Source organism: Pelagibacterium sp. 26DY04, assembly GCF_031202305.1.
In the GTDB taxonomy this organism is placed as follows: Bacteria; Pseudomonadota; Alphaproteobacteria; order Rhizobiales; family Devosiaceae; genus Pelagibacterium.
Genome location: NZ_CP101731.1, coordinates 3672608 through 3697140, shown reverse-complemented (window position 1 = coordinate 3697140; position 24533 = coordinate 3672608). Strand labels below are relative to the sequence as shown.

Below are 24533 nucleotides of genomic sequence, written 5' to 3'. Positions count from 1 at the left end.
TCCGGCAGATCAATGGGAAGGGGCGCGTGGGCGCCCCTTTTTTATTTCAGGGCCGCTTCGACGGCTGCCGCCGCGTGCAGGGCCGTGGTGTCATAGACGGGCAAGGGACTGTCATCGTCGGAAATCAGCATGCCGATTTCGGTGCAGCCGAGAATGATTGCCTCTGCGCCTCGGGCGGCGAGGCGCTCGATGGCCTCGACATAGACGGCGCGCGAGGCGTCGCTGACGATGCCGCGACAGAGCTCGTTATAGATGATGCCGTCAAGATTGGTCCTATCCACCTCGGGGACCAGCGGCTCGAGACCGCGGGCGCGCAGCCGGTCCTTGTAGAAATCCATCTCCATGGTGAACCGGGTGCCCAGCAATCCCACCGTTCCGGCGCCATCGGCGAGGAGCGCGTCGGCGGTGGGATCGGCGATGTGGAGGAAGGGGATCGAAACGGCGCTTTCGATGTCCTCGGCCACGATATGCATGGTGTTGGTGGCGAGGACGAGCAGGTCGGCGCCGGCGGCCTGGAGGCGCCGGGCCGAAGCGGCCAGCAGCTCGCCGGCGCGCTGCCAGTCACCTCGAGCCTGGAGGGTTTCGAAGGCGGCGAAATCGAGGGAATCCAGGATGATGGGCGCCGAATGCAGGCCGCCGCGCCGGCTGGCGGTGTGCCGGTTGATGAGCGCGTAATATTGCGCGCTCGATTCCCAGCTCATCCCGCCGATGATGCCGATGGTTTTCACGGCTTGCGGGCCTGGATATCTTGCGGCAGGTGGGCGAAGGCGTCGCGCACTTCGAGATAGGCAGGGCGCTTGAAGGGCACGATGATCTCGGGAACCTTGTCGAAATCTTCCCAGGCCCAGGCGTCGAATTCGGGATCGATGCCGGGATTGTCGTGGCAGAGAGTGATTTCGGCTTCTTCGCCTTCGAAAAGGAAGGCGAACCATTTCTGGCGCTGGCCGCGATACTTGCCCTTGAGCGCGATGCCCAGCACCTCGTCGGGCAGGTCATATTCGATCCAATCGGGCGCTTCGGCGAGAAGACGGATGGTGCGGATGCCGGTTTCCTCGAAAAGCTCGCGATAGGCGGCGCGCAGGGGCTCCTCGCCATCATCGATCCCGCCCTGCGGCATCTGCCAGGGAGCGTCGACTTCGGAGGTGTCGGGGCCGGGGGTGAGGATGCGGCGGGCAATGAAGACTTTGCCCTCGGCATTAAAGAGCGCGATGCCGACGCAATCGCGGTAGGGCATGTCCTCGCGCCGCGGAGACTGGGTCATTGATTTGCCTCGAGAGTGGAAAGGGTGCTGACCGGGACCAGAAGATATTGCTCCTCATCGAGCGTATCGGCCCAATCGGCCAGGGTGCGGATGGATACGGGCAGCGCTGAAAGGATGCCGAGAGCCTGGCCGCGTTGGTCGGCGGCTGCCTTGAGGCCGTCGAGCGCGCTCATGATGGCCGCCTGGGAGGGATTGGTATCGATCACCGCGTCGATGCGGGCATAGGGAACATCGTTCTGGCGCGCCAGTTGCGGGGCGACCGACCGGTTGGAGCTGCCATCGTCGAGATAGGCCAGCCCGCGCAGCCCGAGCTCTTCCATGACGGGCGCGAAATCGGCGGCCGACGCGGTAAAGCGCGCGCCCATATGGTTGAGAACGCCGGTATAGCCGGTCATCCGCGTCAACAGCCAATAGAGCTTTTCGAGGTTGTCGCGCGGCGGCTGATCCACCAAAAGAGTGTGTGGGCCGGGATCGTTCTGGGGATAATCGAAGGGTTCGAGCGGAATTTCGAGCATGAGTTCATGCCCGTCGGCCCGTGCCTCGTCGGCCAGCGCGGTGAGGTTGCCGCCGTAGGGAGCGAAGGCGAGTGTCACGGTGCCCGGTAGCGCATCGATGGCTTCTCGTGTGGTTGCCTCGCTCAGCCCCAGGCCGGATACGACCACCGCGATGAGCTTGCGTCCGCCGGCCGAGGCGGGGGAAATCGAAGGCCGGGCATAGGCCTCATGGGGCGCAAGGCCGCTGGGGCTGACGCGGGGCAGGGGACCGTTTTCGGTCATCTCGAAGAGATCCCGGTCCGGGCCTGCCGCAGCCAGTTCGTCATCGTCGGCGGGGATGTCGGAAAGGGTGATGATCGAGGGGCCGTCCGCGGGCGTCGCGGTGGCCTGGGCAGGTTCGGACGGGCTGGCGAGTTCGATCGCCACCGGGTTCTCGACCGGCTGGGTGTTGACCGGCGCTTCGGCGACAGGGCGTCCGCCAAGGGGATCGTCGACAAGAACGATCCAGCCGACAACGCCCAGAACGATGAGCGCGAGGAGTGCCGCGCCGATCCGTCCCCATGGCCAAGCCATCGGGGAGGGCGATCCCGACTTGTTATTCTTGCGGCGTTTGCGGCCGAGCGGGGCGCTCAACTCGTCAGTCATGGCACTAGTGTTCCGGTTTCCCCCGAGCACTGGAACGGTTCGGCCCCCCGAACGGGGGGCCGAGTTGTCGAGCCGTCTATTCGGTTTCGGTGGTTTCGGCCTCAGCTTCGGCCGCTTCGGTATCCTGCTGGGCCACCACCGCATCAGGATTGGGTGGGAAGGCCGGGTCCTCGGTTTCGCCCAGGATGAGATCGATGGCGTGCTGGAGCTGATTGTCTTCGGCCTTGTCGGCGGGAACATAGACCGAGGAGCCAACCGTTGCCTCCTCTTCTTCGCCCGCGATATGGCCGGCAAGGCCAGCCTCGCCGATGATGGTATCAAAGCCCTGGAGTTCCTCGGGAACATCCTGGAGCACTTCGATATCGGGCGTGATGCCGAGCGCCTGGATCGAACGGTTGTTGGGCGTGTAGTAGCGCGCCGTGGTCAGGCGCATGGCGCCGTCAAAGCCCAGGGGAATGATCGACTGGACGGAACCCTTGCCGAAGGACCGGGTGCCCACAAGCGTGGCGCGGCCCTGATCCTGGAGCGCACCGGCGACGATTTCGGCCGCCGAGGCCGACCCGCCATTGATGAGCACGATCACCGGCACATCGGCCAGCATGGCGTCGAGCTCGTCGGGACGGGCATCGTAGCGCGAGTTCTGGCTGTCGATCCGCCCCCGCGTCAGCACCACCGAGCCCTGGGAGAGGAAGGCATCGGCCACGAACTGGGCCTGATCGACAAGCCCGCCGGGATTGTTGCGCAGGTCGAGAATGATGCCGGTGGGCGCTTCGCCATCGTTTTCGGCAAAGATCTCGCGGATCGCCTCGTCGAGCCCGCTGAAGGCCTGGCCGGAGAACCGCGAAAGGCGGATGACGGGCACGTCGCGTTCCATGCTCCAGCGCACCGCCGAAACCTCGATGATGTCGCGGGTGAGGGTCAACTCAATGGGCTGGTCGACACCTTCACGGGCGATGACGACATCCACATCTGTGCCGATTTCGCCGCGCATCAGCTCCACCGCCTCGTCAAGGGTCATGCCCATGACCTGCTGGCCGTCGATCTCGACAACGAAATCGTTGGCGAGGATCCCGGCGCGCGAGGCGGGGCTTTCGTCATAGGGGGTGACGACCTTGACCAGCCCCTCTTCCATGGTGACCTCGATGCCCAGGCCGCCGAAGGTGCCCGAGGTGTCCTCGCGCACATCGGCAAAGCTCTCGGGCGAAAGGTAGGCCGAGTGCGGATCGAGCGAGGTCAGCATGCCCTGGATGGCGGCGCGGATCAGTTCGGTCTCGTCGGGGGCTTCGATATATTCGTCGCGGATGCGATCGAGCACCAGCCCGAACAATTCGAGCTGACGATAGAATTCGTCCTGCTCCTGTTGGGTCATCTCGCCTTGTTCGGTCTGCGCCGCGATCGGACCGACCGACACAAGCACCGCCATGAGCGCGATCAGAGCCCGCTTGAAAACCACCGCCATCAGCTCGTTCCACTTTCCTGTTGCTGGGAGCCGGCTGTCCACCATCCTTCCGGATCGATGGGAATGCCGCCCTCCCTCAATTCTATATACAATGCCGGGCCCGATCCGCCACCATCGTCCCCGGACGCTTCGCCCATGGTGCCCACGCTCGTTCCCATTTGCACGAAGGCGCCGCGCTCGACCGACACGGTTTCGAGACCCGCGAGCACCACGAGATAATCCTGACCAGCATTGAGAATGACGATTTGGCCGTAATTGAGGAAGGGGCCGGTATAGACCACCCAGCCATCGGCGGGGGCGACCACGGTGGCGTCCTCGGTCGTGGACATCGTCAGGCCCTTGGCGGTGCCGCCAAAGCCGTCGGCGGCGCCATAGGTGGTGACGGGCACGCCGCGCACCGGGGCTGTGAGATAGCCCTTGGCGGCGGCGATCGGCACGGCTGGCTCGGTGCGCGCGGTGTCGGCGAAAGCGAGCTCAAGCGTCTCGGGATCGAGGGTGGGGACGGTTTCGCCGGCATTGGCGGCGCGGGTGGCCTCGTCGGCGGCGGTGACGGCAGCGATGCGGGTATCAAGGCTCTCGATCAATTGTTCGAGAGAAGTGGCGCGATCGGCGAGCGCCTGGGCTTCGGCCTGCTCGCGCAGCAGGTCCTCGCTCAGCCATTCGAGACCCTGCTGGCGGGCCTGGATGATGGTGGCGATGCGCAGCCGTTCCTCGTTGAGCGTGGTGAGGTTGGCGTTGAGCCGGTCGGCTTCCTCGAGCGCTGTCTGCTTGAGGGCCATGAGCGCGTTGAGATCCTCGGTGACGGTTTCGGCGCGCTGCTGGAGCTGGGGCAGAACCGCGCCCAACAGCATCGCGGCGCGGGCCGAGCCCAGGGCGTCGGTGGGGTCGACGATCATAGCCGGGGGCGGGGTGGCGGAGATGCGCTGCAGGGAGGCCAAAAGGTTGGAGATGGAGCGGTCGTGGCCGTCGAGGCGCGAGCGGACGGCCTGTTCCTCGGCGAACAGTTCCTGCAGCCGCTCCTCGATCAGCCGGATATCCTCATCGGCCATATCCACGCGCTGGGCGGCGGCGGTCAGTTCCAGCCCCAATTGGGTGGCGTCGCCATCGAGCGCCTCGATCTCGGCCCGGATGGCTTCGATCCGCTCCTCGCTGAGATCGATTTCGCCCTGGACGGCCTGGAGATTGCCCTGGGCCTCGGCGGCGGTTTGCTCGAGATTGTCGGTGGGGATGGTTTCGGGATCGGGCAGGACTTCTTCCTGCGCGCCCAACGGCCCAGTGGCAAGCCCCAGCGCAAGCGCGCCCGCCGCCAGGGCGGCAAGGCTCGCAGCGACGATCGAGCGGAAATGGAACGGTCCCACGGGCAGGCTCAAACCGGCAAACTCCGAATCAGCCCGGACAATAGCAGAGACACGGCCATCAATCGCCCCGATGGTAGGGATGGCCCGATAAAATTGTGGTGGCGCGGTAGAGCTGTTCCGCGGCCATGATGCGCACGAGCTGGTGCGGCCAGGTCATGGCGGAAAAGGAAACGACAAGATCAGCGGATTTGCGCAGCTCGGGATCGAGGCCGTCGGCGCCGCCGATCAGCAGCGCCAGGGCCGGGCGTCCACCGTCGCGCCATTGGGCGATCCTGTCGGTGAACTCGGGGCTGGAGAGTGACCGGCCGCGCTCGTCGAGGGCAATCACGACCGATTTGTCAGGCAGGGCGCCACCGATGGCGCGGGCTTCCTCGGCCTTGCGGGCATCGGCGCTCGAAGCGCGCGATTCTGCCAGCTCGATCACCGCAAAATCGGTAAGCCCCAGCGATCGTCCGCCGGCGGTGGCGCGGTCGAGATAGCGCGCCACAAGATCGCGTTCGGGCCCGGATTTCATCCGCCCGACGGCAATGATCAGCACCCGCATCCGATTCGGAAACGAATCAGTGCGTGTCGGTTCCGAAATCCGCGGCCCACATCTTTTCGATGTTGTAGAACTCGCGAACCTCGGGCCGGAAGATGTGCACGATCACATCGGAAGCATCGACCAGAACCCAGTCGGCGGCCGGCAGGCCTTCGATCCGGGGCTTGTCGTAGCCGTTTTCCTTGAGCGCCTTGACCAATTGGTCGGCGACGGCTGCGACATGACGGTTCGAGCGCCCGGAGGTCACCACCATGTGGTCCGAGAGCGACGATTTTCCGGTGATGTCGATGGCGATCGTATTTTCGGCCTTGGCGTCTTCGAGCGACGCGAGAACCAGTTCGAGAAGCTGGACCTGGGGAGCGGCCATGGGCGCGGTATCGTTCGATACCGACTTGTGGGGCGTGGGAGCCATCAAGCGCGGTCCTCCGCCCTATAGGGCATGTGCTGGGTCATCAAAAGCCTAATCAGTTTCCTTCTCGTGACCTTGGATAAAACGCGTGCATCGCCTGCCGCGTTGCACGCCATCAATATGAGGCTCGCGAAGCGCTTTGCCAAGGGCGCCTGCCCCATAGAAGCGATCATGGATTAATGTCGTTAATGAGACGGTAACCAAAAGTCAGGGTTCTTGGCCTTTTCGGTACCGTTGCGGAGCTGGGTCGATGAGAGCGAACTCATCAGCCCATGCAGGAACACCCAGGCGGGCGGGTGCATGGATGCAAGGCGCGGGGCGTCGGCTTCATCGATCCGGCTGCGGGCAAAGCGCAGGGCCGCCTTGGAAAACGGGGCGCAGCGGGTCGAGCCGGGCCGGACATAGACGGCGATGGGGAGCAGGCAGAAAATATCCTCCCAGCGCTCCCAGCGGTGAAAGCTCGAGAGGCTATCGGCGCCCATGATCCAGACGAAACGCCGGTCCGCCAGGGTTCGGGTGAGAAATTCGAGCGTCTGATAGGTGTAGGTAAAGCCGCGCGCCGCTTCGAAACCGGTGACGCGGACGGCCGGATGGTCGACAAGCGCCCGCGCGGCCGCAACCCGCTCGGCGAGCGGGGCGAGGTCTTCGTGGGTCTTGAGGGGGTTTCCCGGCGTCACCAGCCACCAGATCGCATCGAGGTTGAGGCGCTTGAGACTTTCGCGCGAGACGAGGCGATGGCCCTCATGGGGCGGGTTGAAGCTGCCGCCGAACAGCCCGATGCGCATGCCGGGCGCCGAGGGGGGCAGGTCGGTCGTACCGGGGAGGATGAGCCGGCTCAAGGACGGGTCTGCCCGTTTCCGCGCACGAGATATTTGAAACTGGTCAATTGCTCGACCCCGACCGGGCCACGCGCGTGCATCTTGCCCGTGGCTATGCCGATCTCGCCGCCGAAGCCGAATTCACCGCCATCGGCGAACTGGGTGGAGGCATTGTGCATGAGGATCGCCGAATCGATCTGGTTGAAGAATTTTTCCACCACCGCCGGGTCTTCGGCGATCACCGCCTCGGTGTGGTGGGAGGAATAATGCTCGATATGGGCGATGGCCTCGGCAACGTCCGTGACCACTTTGACCGAGATGATGGCGTCCTCATATTCGGTGCGCCAATCGTCCTCGGTGGCGGGCTTGGCCGCAACGACGGCCCGAACCGCCTCATCGCCGCGGATTTCGCAGCCCTTTTCGATCAGGGCGTCAACAATGGGCTTGAGATGGGTGGCGACCGCATCGGTGTGAATCAGCAGCGTTTCGGCGGCGCCGCAAATGCCGGTGCGGCGCATCTTGGCGTTGGCGATCACCTTGACCGCGATATCGAGATCGGCGCTTTTGTCGACATAGACATGCACCAGGCCCTCGAGATGGGCAAAGACCGGAACGCGCGCTTCCGATTGCACGCGTCCCACCAACCCCTTGCCGCCACGCGGCACGATGACGTCGATATTGCCATTAAGGCCCTTGAGCATTTCGCCCACGGCCGCGCGGTCGGTGGTGGGGACGATCTGGATGGCGTCCTCGGGGAGCCCGCCGGCCTTGAGGCCTTCCACAAGACAGGCATGGATGGCGCGCGAGGAATGAAAGCTGTCCGAGCCGCCGCGCAGGATCACCGCGTTGCCGGCCTTGAGGCACAATGCGCCGGCATCGGCGGTGACGTTGGGGCGGGATTCAAAGATCACCCCGATGACGCCGAGCGGGGTGCGGACGCGGGAGATGTCGAGCCCGTTGGGTCGCTGCCAATTGGCGATCACCGTTCCGACGGGGTCGGGGAGGTCGGCCACTGTCCTCAGCGCTGCGATGATGCCGTCGAGCCGGGCATCGTTGAGCGCCAGGCGGTCGAGAAAGGCGGCGCTCATGCCGCCTTTTTTCGCCGCTTCGATATCCAGCGCGTTGGCGGCAAGAATGTCGCCGCGGCGGATATCGATGGCCTGGGCGGCGGCGCGCAGGGCGGCGTTCTTCTTGTCCGTTGCCGTGTGGGCCAGGATCGATGCTGCGGCGCGGGCGCGTCGGCCCAACGCGGCCATGGTGGCTGCGACGTCATCGGTTTGCGGTACGGCGGCGCTCATCATTGCCTCCCAGATTCTTTTAGTGGCCCAAAAGCACGAGATTGTCGCGATGCACAAGCTCGGTGCGGGTGGATGGGCCCAGGATATCCTTGATGGTCTCGCTTTTCTTGCCCATGACCAGCTCGGCCGTCTCGCGGTCCAGCCCGGCAAGGCCACGGGCGATCTCATGGCCATCGAGATCGAGCACGGCAACGGTATCGCCGCGCACGAACGCGCCGCGCACCTTGACCACGCCGATGGGCAGGAGCGAGCGGCCCGATTTCAGCGCCCGCACCGCGCCGTCATCGATGGTGATCTGGCCGGCGACTTCGAGCGTACCCATGATCCAACGTTTGCGGGCGGCCGTGGCGCTGGGGGTTGGGGCGAAAAATGTGTGCCGGGCGCCCTGGGTGAGGGCGCGCAGCGGATGGGGCGCGGTGCCCAGCGCGATGATCATCGCGGTTCCGGCATGGGTGGCGATCTTGCCGGCGCCGAGCTTGGTGGTCATGCCGCCGCGCGAGAGGTGGCTTGCCGCGCCGCCGGCCATGGCGTCGATTTCGGGCGTGATCTCTGCGACGTGCGGGATGTGCCGGGCGTCGGGGTCCTGGGCGGGCGGGGCGGTATAGAGGCCGTCCACATCGGAGAGCAGCACGAGCATGTCGGCTTCGATCATGGTTGCGACACGGGCCGAGAGCCGGTCATTGTCGCCATAGCGGATCTCGAAGGTCGCCACCGAATCGTTCTCATTGATGATGGGCACCGCGCCCAGGCCCAGAAGCGTGTTGATCGTGGTGCGGGCATTCAGGAAATAGCGCCGCTCCTCGGTGATATTGGGGGTCAGCAGAATCTGCCCGGTGGTGATGCCGTGCTCGCCAAGATGACTGGCCCAGGCCTGGGAGAGCGCGATCTGGCCAGCGCTGGCCGCCGCCTGGCTCTGGTCGAGCGGCAAGGTCTTGCCCGGCAGGCCCAGGATGCGGCGCCCGAGCGCAATGGCGCCCGAGGAGACGATCACCACATCGCAGCCTTTCGCCTTGAGCGCGGCGATATCCTGGGCCAGCGCCGCGAGCCATTGGGTGCGCAGCTTGCCCGTCGCCCCATCGACAAGCAGGGCCGAACCGATCTTGACGACCAGCCGCTTATAGCCGGCAAGGGCGTCGGGCGTTTGCGCCGCTTCGGCCTGCATCAGGGCACCCATTTGTCCTTGGGCTCGGCGTTGGAGGACCGGCCCTCGTTTTCGGCATTGTGGTCGAGCACATCGAGAACGGCATAAAGGACGGTATCGACATTGTTGCCGGTGGCGCCCGAAATGGTCAGCACTTCGCCGCCGGACGCTTCCTCAAGCGCCGCCTTGCGCTCGGCCAGGGTGTCGGGGTCGAGGGCATCGATCTTGTTGAGACAAAGGATTTCCTCCTTGTCCTCAAGACCATGGCCATAAGCCTCGAGTTCGGCGCGGATGGTGCGGTAGGCGCCCACCACATCCTCCTGGGTGCCGTCCACAAGATGGATCAGGACGCCGCAACGCTCGACGTGCCCCAGGAACCGGTCGCCCAGCCCCGCACCTTCGGATGCGCCCTCGATCAGCCCGGGGATATCGGCGAGCACGAATTCGCGCGCGCCGGCGCGCACCACGCCCAGGCCGGGATGGAGGGTGGTGAAGGGATAATCGGCGATCTTGGGCTTGGCGGCGGTGACTGCCGAAAGAAATGTCGATTTGCCGGCATTGGGCAGGCCCACCAGCCCGGCATCGGCAATCAGTTTCAGCCGCAGCCAGATCCATTTCTCCTCGCCCGGCAGGCCGGGATTGGCGCGGCGGGGCGCCTGATTGGTCGAGGATTTGAAATGGGCGTTGCCAAAGCCGCCATTGCCGCCTTCGAGCAGGACCTGGCGCTGGCCGACTTCGGTGAAATCGGCAATGAGCGTCTCGCCATCTTCCTCAAAGATCTGGGTGCCGACCGGCACCTTGAGGATAACGTCCTCGCCATCGGGGCCGGTGCGGTTCTGGCCCATGCCATGGGTGCCGGTGCCGGCCTTGAAATGCTGCTGGTAGCGGTAGTCGATCAAGGTGTTGAGCCCATCGACGCATTCGGCGATGACGTCGCCGCCCCGGCCGCCATTGCCGCCATTGGGGCCACCGAATTCGACGAATTTTTCGCGGCGGAAGGCGATCGAGCCCGACCCGCCATTGCCCGAGCGGATGTAGACCTTGGCCTGATCGAGGAATTTCATAGCTTTTCAAGCGCCCTGTAGAAGGCGTCCCGCGTCAGTTCGGTTTCGATATGGTCGATGTCGGTATTTTGGGCAAGGCAGATTCGCTTGCCAATGCCGGTGCGCACAAAACCCAGCTTTTCCTGGATGGCGAGGGAGGCGGCGTTGAAATAGAAAACGCCCGAAACCATGCGATTGGCCGAAGACATGGTAAAATACCAATCGATCACCGCCGCGGCCGCTTCGGTCATATAGCCCTTGCCCCAGAACGGCTCGCCCAGCCAATAGCCGATCTCGGCGTCGCGGCCTTCCCTGTGCATGCCGCAAAACCCCATGAGCCCCTGGCGCGGATCGCAGACGGCAAAGGTTATGGTGTCTGGCGACCATTCCTTTCTCTGCCGGACGAGCCAGTCCACGGCCATGTTGATGGTATAGGGGTAGGGCACGCGCGCCAGGTTCTTGGTCACCTCGAAATTATTGAGCAGCGCGGCGATGCGCGGCGCATCGCGCAGGCGCGGGCGGCGCAGGATCAGGCGCTCGGTGTGGATCTGAGGCTGCTCGGTCATGGGGGCGGTGAACTCTCAAACGAAAAGGGGAGCCGGTGGCCGGCTCCCCTGATCCATATCCGAGTGCGTCGCCGGCGAGAAGGTCTCCGGCAGCCTCGTTCCTATGCGTCGCGCTTCTTAGGCCACGCGTGTCCGAACCGCAAAACCGTTTCCATCCCCGGCCAAGCCGGGGACATGCTTTTGCTGGACACGCTCTTAGCGCTCCAGGCGAACTGCCGAGTTATTCAGCAGCCTTGACTGGCTCGACCGAGACGAAGCTCTTGCCGCCCGACTTGGTGGCGAAGGTCACCTTGCCATCGACAAGCGCGAAAATGGTGTGGTCCTTGCCCAGGCCCACATTGGTGCCCGGATGCCACTTGGTGCCGCGCTGGCGCACGATGATGTTGCCGGCGACAACGGCTTCGCCGCCGAACTTCTTGACGCCGAGACGACGGCCAGCGGTATCGCGACCGTTGCGGGACGAACCGCCTGCTTTCTTATGTGCCATGGTTCAAAATCCTCTTGCGTAACTTACTGATCGGCCTTGGCGCGCGGGGGCTTGCCGGCGATCAGGTCCTTGGCCTGGTCGATCCATTCGTCGCGTTCGATGCGGCCCTTGAAGTTGAGCTCCCCATCGATCCTGGCGACGTCTTCGGCGGTCCACCCGGCGATCTGGGTGAGGCTGGTGACGCCAAGGGCGGCAAGCTTCTTTTCCAGAGCGGGACCGACGCCGCCGATCAGCTTGACGTCGTCCTTGAATTCGGCGGCCGGCGCGGCTTCACCCTTCTCGGCCTTGGCAGCGGCGGGCTTGGCCTCGGCCTTGGGGGCCTCGGTCTTTGCGGCCTTCTTGGGCGCAGCGGCCTTCTTGCCCGAGGGCTTGGCGCCGCCGGTCAGGATCTCGGTGATGCGCACCAGGGTCAGCTCTTGGCGGTGGCCGTTCTTGCGACGGTAGTGCTGGCGGCGCTTCTTCTTGAAGATGATGACCTTCTTGTCGCGGAACTGCTCGACGACCTCGCCGGCGACCAACGCGCCATCGACGAGCGGAGCACCCAGCGTGACGTCGGCGCCGGCGCCAACCATCAGCACGTTCTCAAAGGTGATGGCATCGCCGGCTTCGCCAGCGAGCTTTTCAACGCGGACCAGATCGTTGGCAGCAACCTTGTACTGCTTGCCACCGGTCTTGATGACTGCAAACATTTCATGTCGCCGGGTTTCCACCCGGTTCCCTTGGTTCTTCGCACCTGACGGCGCCGCGGGCATTTGCCCAGAGTTTCCGCGGACTTGGCTGGCCGGATCGGAAATCCGGCGGGCGGCCTGTGGCAGCGTGTTTTCAAACAAAACAAACGGCGCACAGGCGGGGCCCATGCGCGTTCGGGGTGCTTATGGGTGCAAACGGGCCGCGAGTCAAGGGTGTCGCGGCGTGCGGGGCTCACTCATACCAGTCGCGCTCGACGATTTGTGTCTTGGTGCCAGCGGGGAGCAGAGCGGCCAGTTCGGCCGGCTCGAAGCCGGGTTCGTCGAACGGGAAACGATAGTGGAAGGGGTATGCGTAGCGCGGTCCGGTCTTTTCGATGCACTCGACCACCTGGTCGGGAGTCATGGTATAGGGCAGGTTCATGGGGAAGAAGGCGATGTCGATCTTGCCCAGGTGCTCCATTTCCGGGGTCGGCTCGGTGTCGGAGGCGAGATAGACCACCGTGCCGGCAAAATCGAAGAGATAGCCGTTGCCCACGCCCTTTTCGTGGAATTTCTGCCGCTCGGGGGTGGTGTTGTACATGGCTATCGCCTCGATACCGATATCGTGCCACCGGGTTTTGTCCCCGTTGGCCATGACGCGCGTGCGGCCAGCGATCTCGGCGGGGAGTTTCTGATGCACGATCCGGGGAGCGATGATTGCGGCATCCTCGCCCGCCAGTTTTTCGAGCGCTTCGGCGTCAAGGTGATCGCCATGGTGGTGGGTGAGCACGATCAGCGTGGGAGCGGGAAGATCGGCGAAGCGGTCGGCATCCACCGGGTCGCAATAGATGGTTTCCCCGTTCCACTCCATGACGAAGCTGGCATGATGGATCGGGATGATGACCAGAGGTCCGGCAGCGGTCTGATAGCTGTCGCGTTCATACATCGGGTTTCCTTCCGTGCTGTCTTTCGTCCTCTACCGGGGAACAGGGGCATGCCGGGATCGTTCCTCGAGTCCGTGCAATCGGCGGTCATCTTCGCCGCAGGGGCAATTCGAAACAAGGTGTTGCGAGGCACCGTACGCTATGCCATATAGCGCCCACCCAACGACCCCACGCAGGGCGGCGCCCAGCCGTTCTGCGACACCAAGACGGAGAGGTGCCGGAGTGGTCGAACGGGGCGGTCTCGAAAACCGTTGAGCGCGCAAGCGTTCCGAGGGTTCGAATCCCTCCCTCTCCGCCATTTTTCTCATGCCGCCCACGGCATTTTTTCGAATGGCTTTCCTGTCACCTTCAAGCCCTATAGTCTGAGCGCGAGGGGGTGAGAGATGAAGCTGCCTGATACGACCTGGATCGCCATTGCCATCGCCGCGCTGATGTTCAGCGCCCTGCTGCCGCTGCCATGGACGCATCATACGGTGCTGCGGCTGGCCGGGTTCGGTGGCTCGATCTTTTTTGCCGTGCTGTTGTGGAAGCCTTTCCGATCCGTGAGCTACGGGCTGATCGCCAGCGCCATCCTTTTCAATCCCATCCAGCCCATCGTCATGCCCGCGCGCAATTGGATGGTGATCTATGTCGTGGCGGGGATCGCGTTTGCGTGCCTGGCGGGGCTGATGCTCAAGGTGGATCGGCAAAAGGACTGATCGCGGCCATCATATGCAATTTTGATAGTCGGTGACGCGGTCCAGGCGTTTTCTTCGAAAGGAGGACCGCCATGAAAGAGAAGATCACGACAGGGGCCAATGATCGGCCCAAGGACGAAACCATCGCCCAGACAGGGCAGGGCCAGCCCGATGACAGCGGTTCGGTGATCGAAGTCGACCATGACGGGGTCGCGACCCCGCGCCAGACCGGACCGGCCCAGCCCGACGAAGTGGAGCGGCCCGAGCGCGGCGCTCCCGAGACCGGACGGGGCGAAAAGGACAACAAACGGTCCCAATAATTCGGCCTCGCCAATCGCGTTGCGATTGCTTGTGGCGCCACCAGATCACGCGGTCGGCGGCGCCTTGGCTTGCTTGAAGCCATGTCGGCGCGACACCGCGGGCGCCAGCCGTTCAGGAAATTTGCACCTCCCGCCGCAGCACCGTTGACGCGCATGGCTCGCGCCCGTATCTCAATGGGAGGCCATGAGATTTACGGACAGATTTACAGTGGGACGCGCGCGCATCGCCTGGACGAGCAAACGAGCCAGCCGGCTCGTGCTGTCGCTCGCGAGGATCGCCGCGCTGATCCTAGTTTTCGTCCTGCCCGTGCACACCACCATGCAGCAGATCGCCTGCGAGCATCTGCCGACCAGCTATGGCCAGGCGGTCGATGACGTCAAGGCGGGCAAGGTTCTAAGGGCGGGCGCGGACAAAATTGTCTGCGGCATGCGCGCCGGTTTGGACGGGGATGGCGCTCCGGTACCCGAGGTTGCCGCCAACCTTGAACGAGGCAGCGGGCAGTGGCTCACAGCCGAATTGGGCATCCCGGATCTCCCCATGATCGCGCCGGTTGCCGCAAGCTCGCATTTAAAACGCGCGCCGCCCGTGGCCTGACGCTTTCGCGATCCGTCCTGGCGGATCGCAATGCTCACTCTTCCTGCGTCGCGCAGGCTCGGCCGCCGGAGGGTATCGCACCTGATACGAGCGGTCCGGGCTCCGGCTCGCGCTCGATACACCTGGCTTCGAACTTTCCGCAAAGGCGTCGATGGAACCAGCTCTCGGACTTGTTTTCATAATCGGGTTGCCATTCACCGTTTCGCTGGTGATGGCTTTGGGCCGCTTCGGCCGCTCGGTCTCGGCCTGGTGGTCGCTTGGCGTCGCTGTGGCCTGCTTTGCTCTTGTTGTCGGATTTTATCCGGCAATCGCGACCGGGGCGGTGCTGCGCTACGAGATCCCTTGGGTTCCCAGCATCGGGCTGAGCCTCATTTTCCGGATGGACGGGTTCACCTGGCTGTTTTCGGCCCTGGTCACCGGGGTGGGCGCGCTGGTGATGCTCTATGCCCGATATTACATGTCTCCCGACGATCCGGTGCGGCGGTTCTTTGCCTTTCTGCTCGCGTTCATGGGCTCGATGCTGGGGGTGGTGCTCTCGGGCAATGTCATCCAGCTCGTGATCTTTTGGGAGATCACCAGCCTCTTTTCCTTCCTGCTCATCGGCTATTGGTACCATAACCCCGCGGCCCGGGATGGGGCGCGCATGGCGCTTACCATCACCGCTTCGGGCGGGCTGTGCCTGATGGCGGGGATGATCCTGCTCGGCCATATTTCGGGGAGCTACGATCTGGACGCGATCCTCGCCTCGCGCGAGGCCATCCAAAGCCACGATCTCTATGGCGTGACGCTGATCCTGATCCTGCTCGGCGCGTTCACCAAGAGCGCGCAATTTCCATTCCAGTTCTGGCTGCCCAACGCCATGGCCGCGCCGACCCCGGTGTCGGCGTATCTGCATTCAGCCACCATGGTGAAGCTGGGCGTTTTCCTTCTGGCGCTGCTTTGGCCTGTGCTGGCGGGCACCGATATGTGGTTCTGGATCGTAGGATCGGTGGGGTCCATCACGCTGATCCTGGGCGCCTATGCGGCGATCTTCCAGCAGGATCTCAAGGGCCTGCTGGCCTATTCGACCATCAGCCATCTGGGACTGATCACGCTCTTGCTCGGCATGTCGAGCCCGCTTGCCGCAGTCGCCGCCATCTTTCACATCGTCAATCACGCGACCTTCAAGGCCTCTCTGTTCATGGCGGCCGGCATTATCGACCATGAGACCGGCACGCGCGATTTGCGCAAGCTTTCCGGGCTGTTCAGGCTCATGCCGATTACCGCGACCGCGGCCATGGTGGCGAGCGCGGCCATGGGCGGGGTGCCGCTGCTCAACGGGTTTCTCTCCAAGGAAATGTTCTTTGCCGAGACGCTCGAGGTGCACAACAATTCCATCCTCGACCAGGCGCTGCCCTATATCGCGACGCTGGGCGGGCTGTTCAGCGTCGTCTATTCCATCCGGTTCATCGCCGGGGTGTTTTTCGGCCCCGAACCGCTCGACCTGCCAAGAGATCCCCATGAGCCGCCGCGCTGGATGCGGGTGCCGGTGGAGCTGCTGGTGGTCGCCTGTCTCCTGGTCGGGGTGATCCCCGGCATCACCATCGGCCCGTTCCTGGCCACCGCCGTCGCCTCGGTGCTGGGGCCGGACGTGCCCTATTACAGCCTTTCGGTCTGGCACGGGTTCACGCTCGAACTGCTCATGAGTCTCATTGCGCTGATCGGCGGCATCGCCGTCTATTTTGCCATCCGGGGCCCGGCGAGCAGGCTCGACGGCCCGCCGGTGGTTCGTCATCTCAAGGGTCAGCGCATGTTCGAGCGCTTCATGGTGACGATTTCCTGGAAGTTGGCGCGCTCGCTGGAAAACATCCTGGGCACCAGGCGGCTCCAGACCCAGATCGGCATCGTGATCCTCACTGTCCTGGCGGCCGGCTTTGCCGTCGTCACCCGCTCGGAGGTCTCGGGTGTGACGTTTCCGCTGGTCACCTTCGATCCGGTGTTTGCGCTGATCTGGGCGGTGGGGGCGGCCTGCGCCATAGGGGCGGCCCATCAGGCCAAGTTCCACCGCTTTGCGGCCCTGGTGCTCATGAGCGGGGCGGGGCTGGTCACCGTCCTTACCTTTGTGTGGTTCTCGGCGCCGGACCTGGCGATCACCCAATTGCTCGTCGAGATCGTCACCACGGTCCTGATCCTTTTGGGTCTGCGCTGGATGCCCAAGCGCCAGCTGGACCTCTACGGCACGCGGGGCTGGCCTCTATCGGTGGTGGCGCGGCGCGGCCGCGATCTGGCGATCGCGGTGGCGGTGGGGCTTTCCACCGCCGTCATCGCCTATTTCGTCATGACCCGCGATCTGGCCGATACCGTCGCCACGTATTTCCTCGAACTGGCCTATCCCGAGGGTGGGGGGCGCAATGTGGTCAACGTCATTCTCGTCGACTTCCGCGGCTTCGACACGTTCGGCGAAATCGTCGTGCTGGGGATCGTCGCCCTTTCGGTCTTTGCCTTGCTGCGCCGGTTCCGGCCGGCGCCCGAAAGCATGGAACGGCCCGAGCAGCAGCGGCGGCTGATCGAACTCTATGGGCGCGGCGATTCCGAGAACGAGGATGGCGGGCAACGCTATATGCCGATCGCCTCGGTGATCATGCATTGGATGTTTCCGGTCATCATCGTTCTGGCCGCCTATCTGTTCTTCCGCGGCCATGATTCGCCCGGCGGCGGCTTTGCGGCCGGCGTTGCCATGTCCATCGGCTTCCTTTTGCAATACATGGCCGGGGGTACCCGCTGGGTGGAAGACCGGTTGCGGGTGCTGCCGGTCCGCTGGATCGCGGTCGGGCTGCTGATCGCGCTCTTTACAGGTGCGGGTGCCTGGATCTTTGGTTATCCGTTCCTCACCTCGTTCTTCCAATATACCGAAATCCCCTTCATCGGGCGGGTGCCGACCGCGTCGGCGCTGCTGTTCGACCTGGGGGTCTTCGTTCTCGTGGTCGGCGCGACCGTTTTGATGCTGGTGGCGATTGCGCACCAATCGATCCGCAAGCCCAAGGTCAGGCCCAGCATCGAGGACGACGAGGAGGACGCAGAGCTCGAAACGCCAATCCTGGAAAAAGGAGACGCCTAATGGAACTCATTCTTGCCATCGGCATCGGCGTCTTGGCCGGCTCGGGCGTCTGGCTCATCCTGCGCCCGCGCAGCTTCCAGGTGATCATCGGGCTCTCTTTGCTCTCTTATGCGGTCAACCTCTTCATCTTTGCCATGGGACGGCTGGGGCTGGGGCTGCCGCCGGTGGTCGATCCCAACGTGCCCATGGACAGCTCGACCTTCACCGATCCGCTGCCGCAAGCCCTGATTCTGACCGCCATCGTGATCGGCTTTGCCATGACGGCGCTGTTCCTGGTCGTGCTCATCGTGGCGCGCGGATTGACGGGCACCGACCATGTGGATGGACGGGAGCCGGGACAATGACCATGCCGCTTGGCCACATCATCATCCTGCCCATCGTGCTGCCGCTTTTCGTCGGCGCGGTGCTGCTGTTGTTCCGCGACCAGAACAAGGTCGCCAAGGCCGTTGCGACCGGGGCCACAATGGCCGCGCTGATCGTCGTTTCGATCGTGCTGCTGTTTCTCACCGGGGCTGGCGCCGACAATGGCTGGCTCGGCGTATATCTTTTGGGCAATTGGTCGCCGATCTTCGGTATCGTGCTGGTGGCCGATCGCACAGCGGCGGTCATGCTGACCTTGACCTCGGTGCTGGGCGCTGCCGCCATGATCTTCGCTTCGGCGCGCTGGAACGGGGCTGGACCGCATTTCCATTCCCTGTTCCTGTTCCTGATCGTGGGGGTCAACGGCGCGTTCCTCACGGGGGATCTGTTCAATCTCTTCGTCTTTTTCGAGATCATGCTGGCGGCGTCCTATGGGCTGCTGCTGCACGCCTCGACGGTCGCCAAGGTGCGGTCGGGTCTCCATTACATCGCCATCAACCTCGTGGCTTCGTTCATCTTCCTCATCGGGGTCAGCCTCATCTATGGGGTGACCGGCACGCTCAACATGGCCGAGCTCGCCATGCGCGCGCCCGAGATCGCCGATGCCGACCGCATGCTGTTCGAAGTGGGCGCGGCGGTTCTGGGAACGGCGTTTCTCATCAAGGCGGGGATGTGGCCCCTGTGCTTCTGGCTGCCCTCGGCCTATTCGGCGGCGGTTTCCCCGGTGGCGGCGATCTTTGCCATTCTCTCCAAGGTCGGCATCTATGTGGTCTGGCGCATGTCGCTTTTGATCTTCGGGCTGGAAACCGGGCCGTCGGCTGGGCTGGCGCAGAACTGGCTGCTGATCGGTGGGCTCGTGACGCTGGTTTTCGGATCGGTCGGGGTGCTGGCCTCGCAAAGCCTTGCGCGGCTGACCTCCTATGCGGTGATCGTCTCTTCGGGCACCATGCTGGTGTCGATCGGCATCGGCGGGGTGGAGGTGGCGGCCGGCGCGTTCTACTACATGGTGGGCTCGACCCTGGCGCTCGCGGCGCTCTTCATGCTCGTCGAATTGATCGAACGCGGCCGGATGGCCGGTGCCGACGTTCTGGCCGTCACCATGGAAGCCTTCGGGTTCGAGGACGAGGATGCGCTTCCCGACGAGGAGGAAGTGGGCATCCCGATCCCCGGGAAGCTGGCACTGCTGGGCATAAGCTTTATCGCCTGTGCGCTGCTCATTGCCGGCATGCCGCCCTTTTCGGGGTTCATCGCCAAATTCGCGATCCTCACCGGCATCATCGGCATCAATGCCGGGGAAACGGGCGTGCCGATCGCCGGCGCCGATTGGGTGGCGGTGGCGCTGCTTATCATATCGGGACTGGCGGTGCTTATCGCCATGCTGCGCGGCGGCATAAACACCTTCTGGGCCACGCGCGAGGACATGACCCCGACAATCGGCGTCGTCGAGATCGTCCCCATCACCATGCTCATCGGCGCCTGCCTGGCGCTGACAATCTTTGCCGGGCCGGCCATGGGGTATTTCGAAGCGGCGGCCGCCGAACTGCACAACCCCGTCGCCTATGTGGACGGCGTGGTCTCGTCAACGTGGGTTCCCTATCCCGGACGAGGAGCATTGCCATGAGACGCGTTCTCCCCCATCCCGTCCTCACCCTGTCGCTGACCATCTTCTGGCTCATCCTGCAGCAGGACGTTTCGCTCGGGCAGGTTTTGCTGGGTGCGGCGGTCGGACTTTTCGCCGGCATCGCAACCAGCAATCTTGGGCTGGAAAGGCCGATCCTGCGCAAGCCATGGGTGGTTGTGAGTCTGGTTTTCGTAGTCCTTGTCGACGTGATCCGATCGAATTTCGCGGTGGCCTGGATCGTTGCGACCCAAGGGACGGCGCCGAAAAGCGCGGGGTTTTTGCGGGTGCCGCTGAAGCTGCGCGACCAGACCTATCTTGCTTTCCTTGCGATCATTCTCACCGCCACGCCGGGCACCGTGTGGCTGGAGTTCGACGAGGATAGCGGGGAATTGCTGCTCCATGTCCTCGACCTGGTGGATCGGGAATCGTGGATCGACACCATCACCAATCGCTACGAACGACGCCTTTTGGAGATTTCCCAATGAGCTCGCAAATTGTCGAATTCTCCCTCATCGTTGCGCAGGTCATGCTGGCATTGGCGATGGTGCTGGCGGCCTATCGCATGATCCTGGGACCACGGGCCCAGGATCGGGTGCTTGCGCTGGACGCCTTTTATGTCACCGGGATGCTGATGCTGGTCACCGTGGGGATCAGGATCGGGACCTCCATCTTCTTTGAAGTGGCACTGGTGATCGGCATGCTGGGCTTTGTCAGCACCGTGGCGCTGGCCAAGTTCCTCATGCGCGGGGAGGTTATCGAATGACCGAGATTCCGCTCTGGGGCGCTATCGTTTTTGCCGTGCTGATCCTTGGCGGCGCCGGGCTGACTTTGCTCGGCTGTCTGGGGCTGGCGCGGCTGAACTCGTTTTATGCCCGGGTGCATGCGCCAACGCTGGGCACAAGCTTCGGGATGGTGGGCGTCGTGGCGGCGTCCGCGCTTTATTTCTCGCTCGTGGAGGCGCGGCCGGTTCTGCACGAAATCCTCATTCTGGTTTTCGTCACCGTCACGACGCCGGTAACCCTCATGCTGCTCTCGCGCGCCGCCCTGCACCGGGACCGCTCGGACGGCAATCCCGATGTCCCGCAGCCGGGTCCAAGGGTCCCGGCACCGCAGGACAACACTGCCGAGCATAAAGTTTGAATCAGGCGCAGCCGGTGGCGCTGGGTGGGCACAAGATGTCGGCGTCCAGACCATAGGTACCGGCGATCTCGGCCATTGTGCCGTCATCCCAGAGGTCGGCCAGAACGCCTTCGACGGCCCGCTTGAGGGTCATGTCGCCTTTCCAGAAGCCGATGCCGAGGGAGAAACGCTCCAGCGGCTCGCCCAGGACGGTGATCTCGTAATCGGTGTCGCCGAAGGTCTGTTGGGCCAGAAGGGCTTCGGTGATCGCCGCCGAGAATTCGCCCGTTTCCAGCCCCGAGCGCAGCGCCCGGGCATCGTTGACGATCGAGGCGCTGATCTCCTGGTGGCGCAGATACTGCCCCAGTTCGATACGGTTGAGGCCGGTGAGGCCGGCAAGGAAGCCGACCGGGCTTTCGACGGTCTCGATGGTTTCGCCCGGCGGGGCGACCAGGGCCCAGCCGGTCACCATATGGGGGGCGGAGGTATCGAGGAAGGATTGTGTGGTAGTGTTGAGCGCAATGCCCCCGGCCAGCACCTGGCATTGAGCGCGGTTGATGCGCCAGTTGCGCGGGTTGAAATCGCGCCCCATGGCGGCGTTGGAGACGATATTGAGCCGCCAGCCGAGCCGGTCGGCCACTTCCTGCATCAACTCGACCTCGAAACCGGGGGCATCGGCATTGCCGGTCACCAGGGGCGGATAGAGCGTGGGCATGCAGACACTGAGCCGGCCGAGCCTGTCGACTTCGGCCCGCGAGGTGTCGGGAGGCAGAAAGCTTACGGCAAACAGCAGGGCAAAGACCGCGACCAGGGGAAGAAGATCGTAAAATCCGCTGCGTCTTTGGGGACGGTCGCGCGGGGGCGTCGTGGCGGCCATCAGACTTTCCTGAATTCCCAGACGGCGAGCAGGTAAAGCCCCACGGCCATGATGCCCACGACCTGAAAGCCCAGCATCGGATCGAACTGGTTGAAGTTGATGAGGATGCCGCGCATGGCATCGACCGCATAGGTCAGGGGATTGTGCTCGACGATGATCACCAGCCATTCGGGATAGGTGACCAGCGTCTGGGCGCGGGTGAGGGCCGGGTCGAGCGGAAAGACCGAGCTGGCGGTGAAATAGAGTGGCAGGATCACCGCGTTGGAAAACACCCCGAAGCTTTCAAAGCCGCGCACATAATTGGCGATGACGATGCCGAAGGCGGTGAGCCCGAAAGCCAAGACGAACATGAGGACGAGCGCGGAAAGGATCACCTCGAGCGTGAGGACCACGCCCACCAGCCGGGCGACGGCCAGCACCATGCAGCCATGGATCACCGCCGTAGTCGCTCCGCCCAGCACCTTGCCCAGAAGGATCATGTTGCGCGACATGGGTGAGACCAGCACTTCGCGCAGGAAGCCGAACTCGCGGTCCCAGATCAGCGAGACCGCCGATTGTATGGAGGTATAGAGGATGTTGAGGACGATTACCGCAGGGAAGATGAACTGCAGATAGGTATAAGGAACGACGAAGCGGACCTCGCCATAGACCTCGCCGCGGAAATAGGGGTTGAGCCCGATCCCCAGGATCAGTACCCAGAGCAGCGGACGGCTGACCCCGCCGATCAGCTGCCCCTTGTCGCGCAGCGAGCGTTTCACCTCCCGCAGCCAAATGGCATAGACGCCGCCCAATTGCCCTAACACGCCACCGATCATAAAGGGGGCTCCCTATTCGTTCAGATTGCGGCCGAAGAATTCCGAGGCCGGATCGGACAGGACCAGCTCGCGGATGCGGGCCCAGAGATAGTTGCGAAGCTCGATGAACCGGGCGTCGCCCCGCATCTGCGCCGAATTCCGCGGGCGGGGGAGATCGACTTCGATCTGCTCGAGAATCTTGCCCGCGCCCATGACGACGATGGTGTCGGCGAGGACCAGCGCCTCATCGACGCTGTGGGTGACGAACATCACAGTGGGCATCCGCCGCCGCCAGATGGCCAGAAGCTCGGACTGCATCAATTCGCGCGTCTGGGCGTCGAGGCTGGCGAAGGGCTCGTCCATAAGGAGCACACGCGGCTCACCCGCCAGGGCCCGGGCCAAGGCGACACGCTGCTTCATGCCGCCCGAAAGCTGGGCCGGATAGGAGTTGGCCGAGCGCGAGAGGCCCACGAGGTCGAGATAGGCCCGCGCCCGTTCGGCCCGCTCGGCCCTGGAGAGGGGCAGGCTTTCGAGGGCGAACTCGACATTGCCCTGGACGCTGGCCCAGGGGATCAGCCGGAAAGCCTGGAACACGAAACCCATATCGGGGCCGGGCACAGGGGCCCGGCCCTCGATGGTCACTTCGCCCGCGTCGGGCTCGATAAGGCCGTTGGCAAGGCGCAAGAGAGTGGTCTTGCCGCATCCCGAAGGGCCGATCACGGCCACGAATTTATGCTCCTCGATAGCGAGCGACACGCCATCGGCAGCAACGCTGACCGAGCCGTCAGGGCGCACGAAGCGCTTTTCGACATTGTTGAAGGTCAAAAGCACTTTCGGTTCGGCACCCATTGGCTTTGATCGATCGCCTTCGGGAAAGCGGACTACGTTCATCTATCGGCCGGGTCCATGCTCTCGTCGGTGCCCAACTCGGCAAGCACGGCGTCCACGGGACCGAAATCGACCCAGGCTTCGAGCGGCAGCGGCTCGAAATTGGCGAAATCCTCGGTGCCATAGAGCCATTCGCTGGTGAAGGCGAGTTCCTGGGCGCTCATGCCGCCATTGACGCTCCAGCTCCCGGCAAACGATTCCGCCAGCATTTCGAGGACGGCCACATCGACATCCGGGCGCACTTCGGCCATGGCGTCCACCCAGAGCTGGGGGTTTTCGGCAAAGTCACGCGAAATCCGCGTGAGGGCGCGGATCACCGCGGCCACGTCATCTGGGCGTTCCTCGAGCACGTTGCCGGGCACGGCATTGACCTTGTTCACGACAGGCGCGCCTTCGTAATAGGCCTCCTGGTCGACGAGAACGTGCAGGCCGGTGGTGTCGGGCATTTCGCTCCAGACGCCGATCGACATGGTGGTCGCATCGATCTGCCCGGCAGCGAGCGCCTGGCCGCGGACATTGGGCTGGCCCAAGGTCACCACCTCGGAATCCTCGAGCGAAACGCCAAGGCTCGAAAGCACCATGTCGCTCAGTGAGTGATCGAGGCTGCCGACACGGCCGACGCCGAAGCTGCGCCCCGCCAGATCCTCCGGCGTGGCGATATCGTCTTTCGAAGCGATGAGGAAGGGCAGGGATTTGTTGGGCGAGGTGACGGCGCGGAAGTCCGTCGCGCCGCTATGGATGACCTGAAGCAGGGCATCGACGCCGATATTGGCCATCTCGCCTTCACCCGATTGCAGGGCGGCGACGGCGGAAGGAGTCTGCTGCACGCGGATCAGCTCCACATCGACGCCCTCCTCTTCGAAATAGCCAAGCTCGGCGGCCAGATCCATCACCGAATTGGGGACGAGCGGCGGCTCGAGATGGGTAAGGATGAGGCGGAAGGGCTCGCTGGACTGCGCCAGTGCCGATCCGCTCATCAGGGCCAGGGTCGACAGGCCGGCGACCAAAGCTGCCGTGAACTTTCTGGTGGTCATTTTGCTTCTCCCTTGCAAA

Annotated in this window: 28 protein-coding genes and 1 tRNA gene; 10 read left to right on the top strand and 19 right to left on the bottom strand. The window is 64.0% G+C overall.

Annotation, left to right across the window (positions count from 1 at the left end):
- Positions 1 to 41 precede the first annotated feature (41 nt).
- The 15 genes from NO932_RS18375 to NO932_RS18305 form a co-directional block, all read right to left on the bottom strand.
- On the bottom strand, positions 42 to 728 hold the full coding sequence (locus NO932_RS18375) for an aspartate/glutamate racemase family protein (protein ID WP_309208827.1): 687 nt from the start codon (positions 726 to 728) through the stop codon (positions 42 to 44).
- Positions 725 to 1261 carry an RNA pyrophosphohydrolase gene (locus NO932_RS18370; protein WP_309159668.1) on the bottom strand — a complete coding sequence of 179 codons (537 nt, stop codon included), beginning with the start codon at positions 1259 to 1261 and terminating at the stop codon, positions 725 to 727. Before NO932_RS18370 ends, NO932_RS18375 begins: the two co-directional genes overlap by 4 nt.
- Positions 1258 to 2400 carry a divergent polysaccharide deacetylase family protein gene (locus NO932_RS18365; protein ID WP_309208826.1) on the bottom strand — a complete coding sequence of 381 codons (1143 nt, stop codon included), beginning with the start codon at positions 2398 to 2400 and terminating at the stop codon, positions 1258 to 1260. The genes NO932_RS18370 and NO932_RS18365 overlap by 4 nt, the downstream gene beginning before the upstream one ends.
- A 76-nt stretch (positions 2401 to 2476) precedes the next feature.
- On the bottom strand, positions 2477 to 3859 hold the full coding sequence (locus NO932_RS18360; protein ID WP_309208825.1) for a S41 family peptidase: 1383 nt from the start codon (positions 3857 to 3859) through the stop codon (positions 2477 to 2479).
- The gene (locus NO932_RS18355) at positions 3859 to 5229 is read right to left on the bottom strand and encodes a peptidoglycan DD-metalloendopeptidase family protein (RefSeq protein WP_309208824.1); all 1371 of its coding nucleotides are present in this window, start codon (positions 5227 to 5229) and stop codon (positions 3859 to 3861) included. The genes NO932_RS18360 and NO932_RS18355 overlap by 1 nt, the downstream gene beginning before the upstream one ends.
- Positions 5230 to 5275: 46 nt before the next feature.
- Positions 5276 to 5761, bottom strand: a complete 486-nt coding sequence (gene rlmH, locus NO932_RS18350; RefSeq protein WP_309208823.1) for a 23S rRNA (pseudouridine(1915)-N(3))-methyltransferase RlmH — start codon at positions 5759 to 5761, stop codon at positions 5276 to 5278.
- Between the two features lie 16 nt (positions 5762 to 5777).
- Positions 5778 to 6125 (bottom strand): ribosome silencing factor, encoded by a 348-nt coding sequence (gene rsfS, locus NO932_RS18345; RefSeq protein ID WP_309211085.1) that lies wholly within the window; start codon positions 6123 to 6125, stop codon positions 5778 to 5780.
- Between the two features lie 227 nt (positions 6126 to 6352).
- Positions 6353 to 6952: a nicotinate-nucleotide adenylyltransferase gene (locus NO932_RS18340; RefSeq protein ID WP_309211084.1), complete on the bottom strand. Its 600-nt coding sequence runs from the start codon at positions 6950 to 6952 to the stop codon at positions 6353 to 6355.
- A gap of 50 nt (positions 6953 to 7002) precedes the next feature.
- On the bottom strand, positions 7003 to 8286 hold the full coding sequence (locus tag NO932_RS18335) for a glutamate-5-semialdehyde dehydrogenase (RefSeq protein WP_309208822.1): 1284 nt from the start codon (positions 8284 to 8286) through the stop codon (positions 7003 to 7005).
- 16 nt (positions 8287 to 8302) lie between these two features.
- Entirely contained in the window at positions 8303 to 9457 is a 1155-nt protein-coding gene (gene proB / locus NO932_RS18330; RefSeq protein ID WP_309208821.1) for a glutamate 5-kinase, read from the bottom strand.
- Positions 9445 to 10488, bottom strand: a complete 1044-nt coding sequence (obgE, locus tag NO932_RS18325; protein WP_309208820.1) for a GTPase ObgE — start codon at positions 10486 to 10488, stop codon at positions 9445 to 9447. The genes proB and obgE overlap by 13 nt, the downstream gene beginning before the upstream one ends.
- Entirely contained in the window at positions 10485 to 11033 is a 549-nt protein-coding gene (locus NO932_RS18320) for a GNAT family N-acetyltransferase (protein WP_309208819.1), read from the bottom strand. The genes obgE and NO932_RS18320 overlap by 4 nt, the downstream gene beginning before the upstream one ends.
- 220 nt (positions 11034 to 11253) lie before the next feature.
- Entirely contained in the window at positions 11254 to 11520 is a 267-nt protein-coding gene (gene rpmA / locus NO932_RS18315) for a 50S ribosomal protein L27 (RefSeq protein ID WP_309159678.1), read from the bottom strand.
- Between the two features lie 23 nt (positions 11521 to 11543).
- Positions 11544 to 12209 carry a 50S ribosomal protein L21 gene (locus tag NO932_RS18310; RefSeq protein ID WP_309208817.1) on the bottom strand — a complete coding sequence of 222 codons (666 nt, stop codon included), beginning with the start codon at positions 12207 to 12209 and terminating at the stop codon, positions 11544 to 11546.
- A gap of 232 nt (positions 12210 to 12441) precedes the next feature.
- Positions 12442 to 13134 carry an MBL fold metallo-hydrolase gene (locus tag NO932_RS18305; protein WP_309208816.1) on the bottom strand — a complete coding sequence of 231 codons (693 nt, stop codon included), beginning with the start codon at positions 13132 to 13134 and terminating at the stop codon, positions 12442 to 12444.
- A gap of 206 nt (positions 13135 to 13340) precedes the next feature.
- On the opposite strand from NO932_RS18305, the gene NO932_RS18300 reads away from it, so the two are divergent.
- From NO932_RS18300 to mnhG, 10 genes are all read left to right on the top strand, one after another.
- A tRNA-Ser gene (locus NO932_RS18300) sits at positions 13341 to 13430 on the top strand.
- Positions 13431 to 13515: 85 nt separating this feature from the next.
- Positions 13516 to 13830 (top strand): DUF6804 family protein, encoded by a 315-nt coding sequence (locus NO932_RS18295; RefSeq protein ID WP_309208815.1) that lies wholly within the window; start codon positions 13516 to 13518, stop codon positions 13828 to 13830.
- A 71-nt stretch (positions 13831 to 13901) separates the two neighbouring features.
- Positions 13902 to 14129, top strand: coding sequence for a hypothetical protein (locus tag NO932_RS18290; protein ID WP_309208814.1), 228 nt, complete (start codon positions 13902 to 13904; stop codon positions 14127 to 14129).
- Between the two features lie 208 nt (positions 14130 to 14337).
- Complete coding sequence (locus tag NO932_RS18285) at positions 14338 to 14724, top strand: hypothetical protein (RefSeq protein WP_309208813.1); 387 nt, start codon at positions 14338 to 14340, stop codon at positions 14722 to 14724.
- 151 nt (positions 14725 to 14875) lie between these two features.
- Positions 14876 to 17821: a monovalent cation/H+ antiporter subunit A gene (locus tag NO932_RS18280; protein ID WP_309208812.1), complete on the top strand. Its 2946-nt coding sequence runs from the start codon at positions 14876 to 14878 to the stop codon at positions 17819 to 17821.
- Entirely contained in the window at positions 17821 to 18165 is a 345-nt protein-coding gene (locus tag NO932_RS18275; protein ID WP_309208811.1) for a Na+/H+ antiporter subunit C, read from the top strand. The genes NO932_RS18280 and NO932_RS18275 overlap by 1 nt, the downstream gene beginning before the upstream one ends.
- Positions 18162 to 19802 carry a monovalent cation/H+ antiporter subunit D gene (locus tag NO932_RS18270; protein WP_309208810.1) on the top strand — a complete coding sequence of 547 codons (1641 nt, stop codon included), beginning with the start codon at positions 18162 to 18164 and terminating at the stop codon, positions 19800 to 19802. The genes NO932_RS18275 and NO932_RS18270 overlap by 4 nt, the downstream gene beginning before the upstream one ends.
- Entirely contained in the window at positions 19799 to 20287 is a 489-nt protein-coding gene (locus NO932_RS18265) for a Na+/H+ antiporter subunit E (RefSeq protein WP_309208809.1), read from the top strand. The genes NO932_RS18270 and NO932_RS18265 overlap by 4 nt, the downstream gene beginning before the upstream one ends.
- Positions 20284 to 20565, top strand: coding sequence for a K+/H+ antiporter subunit F (locus NO932_RS18260; RefSeq protein ID WP_309159688.1), 282 nt, complete (start codon positions 20284 to 20286; stop codon positions 20563 to 20565). Before NO932_RS18265 ends, NO932_RS18260 begins: the two co-directional genes overlap by 4 nt.
- Positions 20562 to 20942 carry a monovalent cation/H(+) antiporter subunit G gene (gene mnhG, locus NO932_RS18255; protein WP_309208808.1) on the top strand — a complete coding sequence of 127 codons (381 nt, stop codon included), beginning with the start codon at positions 20562 to 20564 and terminating at the stop codon, positions 20940 to 20942. Before NO932_RS18260 ends, mnhG begins: the two co-directional genes overlap by 4 nt.
- Position 20943: 1 nt before the next feature.
- Here mnhG and NO932_RS18250 read toward each other — a convergent pair whose 3' ends face one another.
- Genes NO932_RS18250 through NO932_RS18235 form a run of 4 tightly spaced genes read right to left on the bottom strand, consistent with a single transcriptional unit; the run spans position 20944 to position 24514 of the window.
- Positions 20944 to 21798 carry a transporter substrate-binding domain-containing protein gene (locus NO932_RS18250; protein ID WP_309208807.1) on the bottom strand — a complete coding sequence of 285 codons (855 nt, stop codon included), beginning with the start codon at positions 21796 to 21798 and terminating at the stop codon, positions 20944 to 20946.
- Positions 21798 to 22613, bottom strand: coding sequence for an ABC transporter permease (locus NO932_RS18245; protein WP_309159691.1), 816 nt, complete (start codon positions 22611 to 22613; stop codon positions 21798 to 21800). The genes NO932_RS18250 and NO932_RS18245 overlap by 1 nt, the downstream gene beginning before the upstream one ends.
- 12 nt (positions 22614 to 22625) lie before the next feature.
- Positions 22626 to 23483: an ABC transporter ATP-binding protein gene (locus tag NO932_RS18240; RefSeq protein ID WP_309208806.1), complete on the bottom strand. Its 858-nt coding sequence runs from the start codon at positions 23481 to 23483 to the stop codon at positions 22626 to 22628.
- Positions 23480 to 24514 (bottom strand): ABC transporter substrate-binding protein, encoded by a 1035-nt coding sequence (locus NO932_RS18235; RefSeq protein WP_309208805.1) that lies wholly within the window; start codon positions 24512 to 24514, stop codon positions 23480 to 23482. The genes NO932_RS18240 and NO932_RS18235 overlap by 4 nt, the downstream gene beginning before the upstream one ends.
- Between the last annotated feature and the right edge of the window lie 19 nt (positions 24515 to 24533).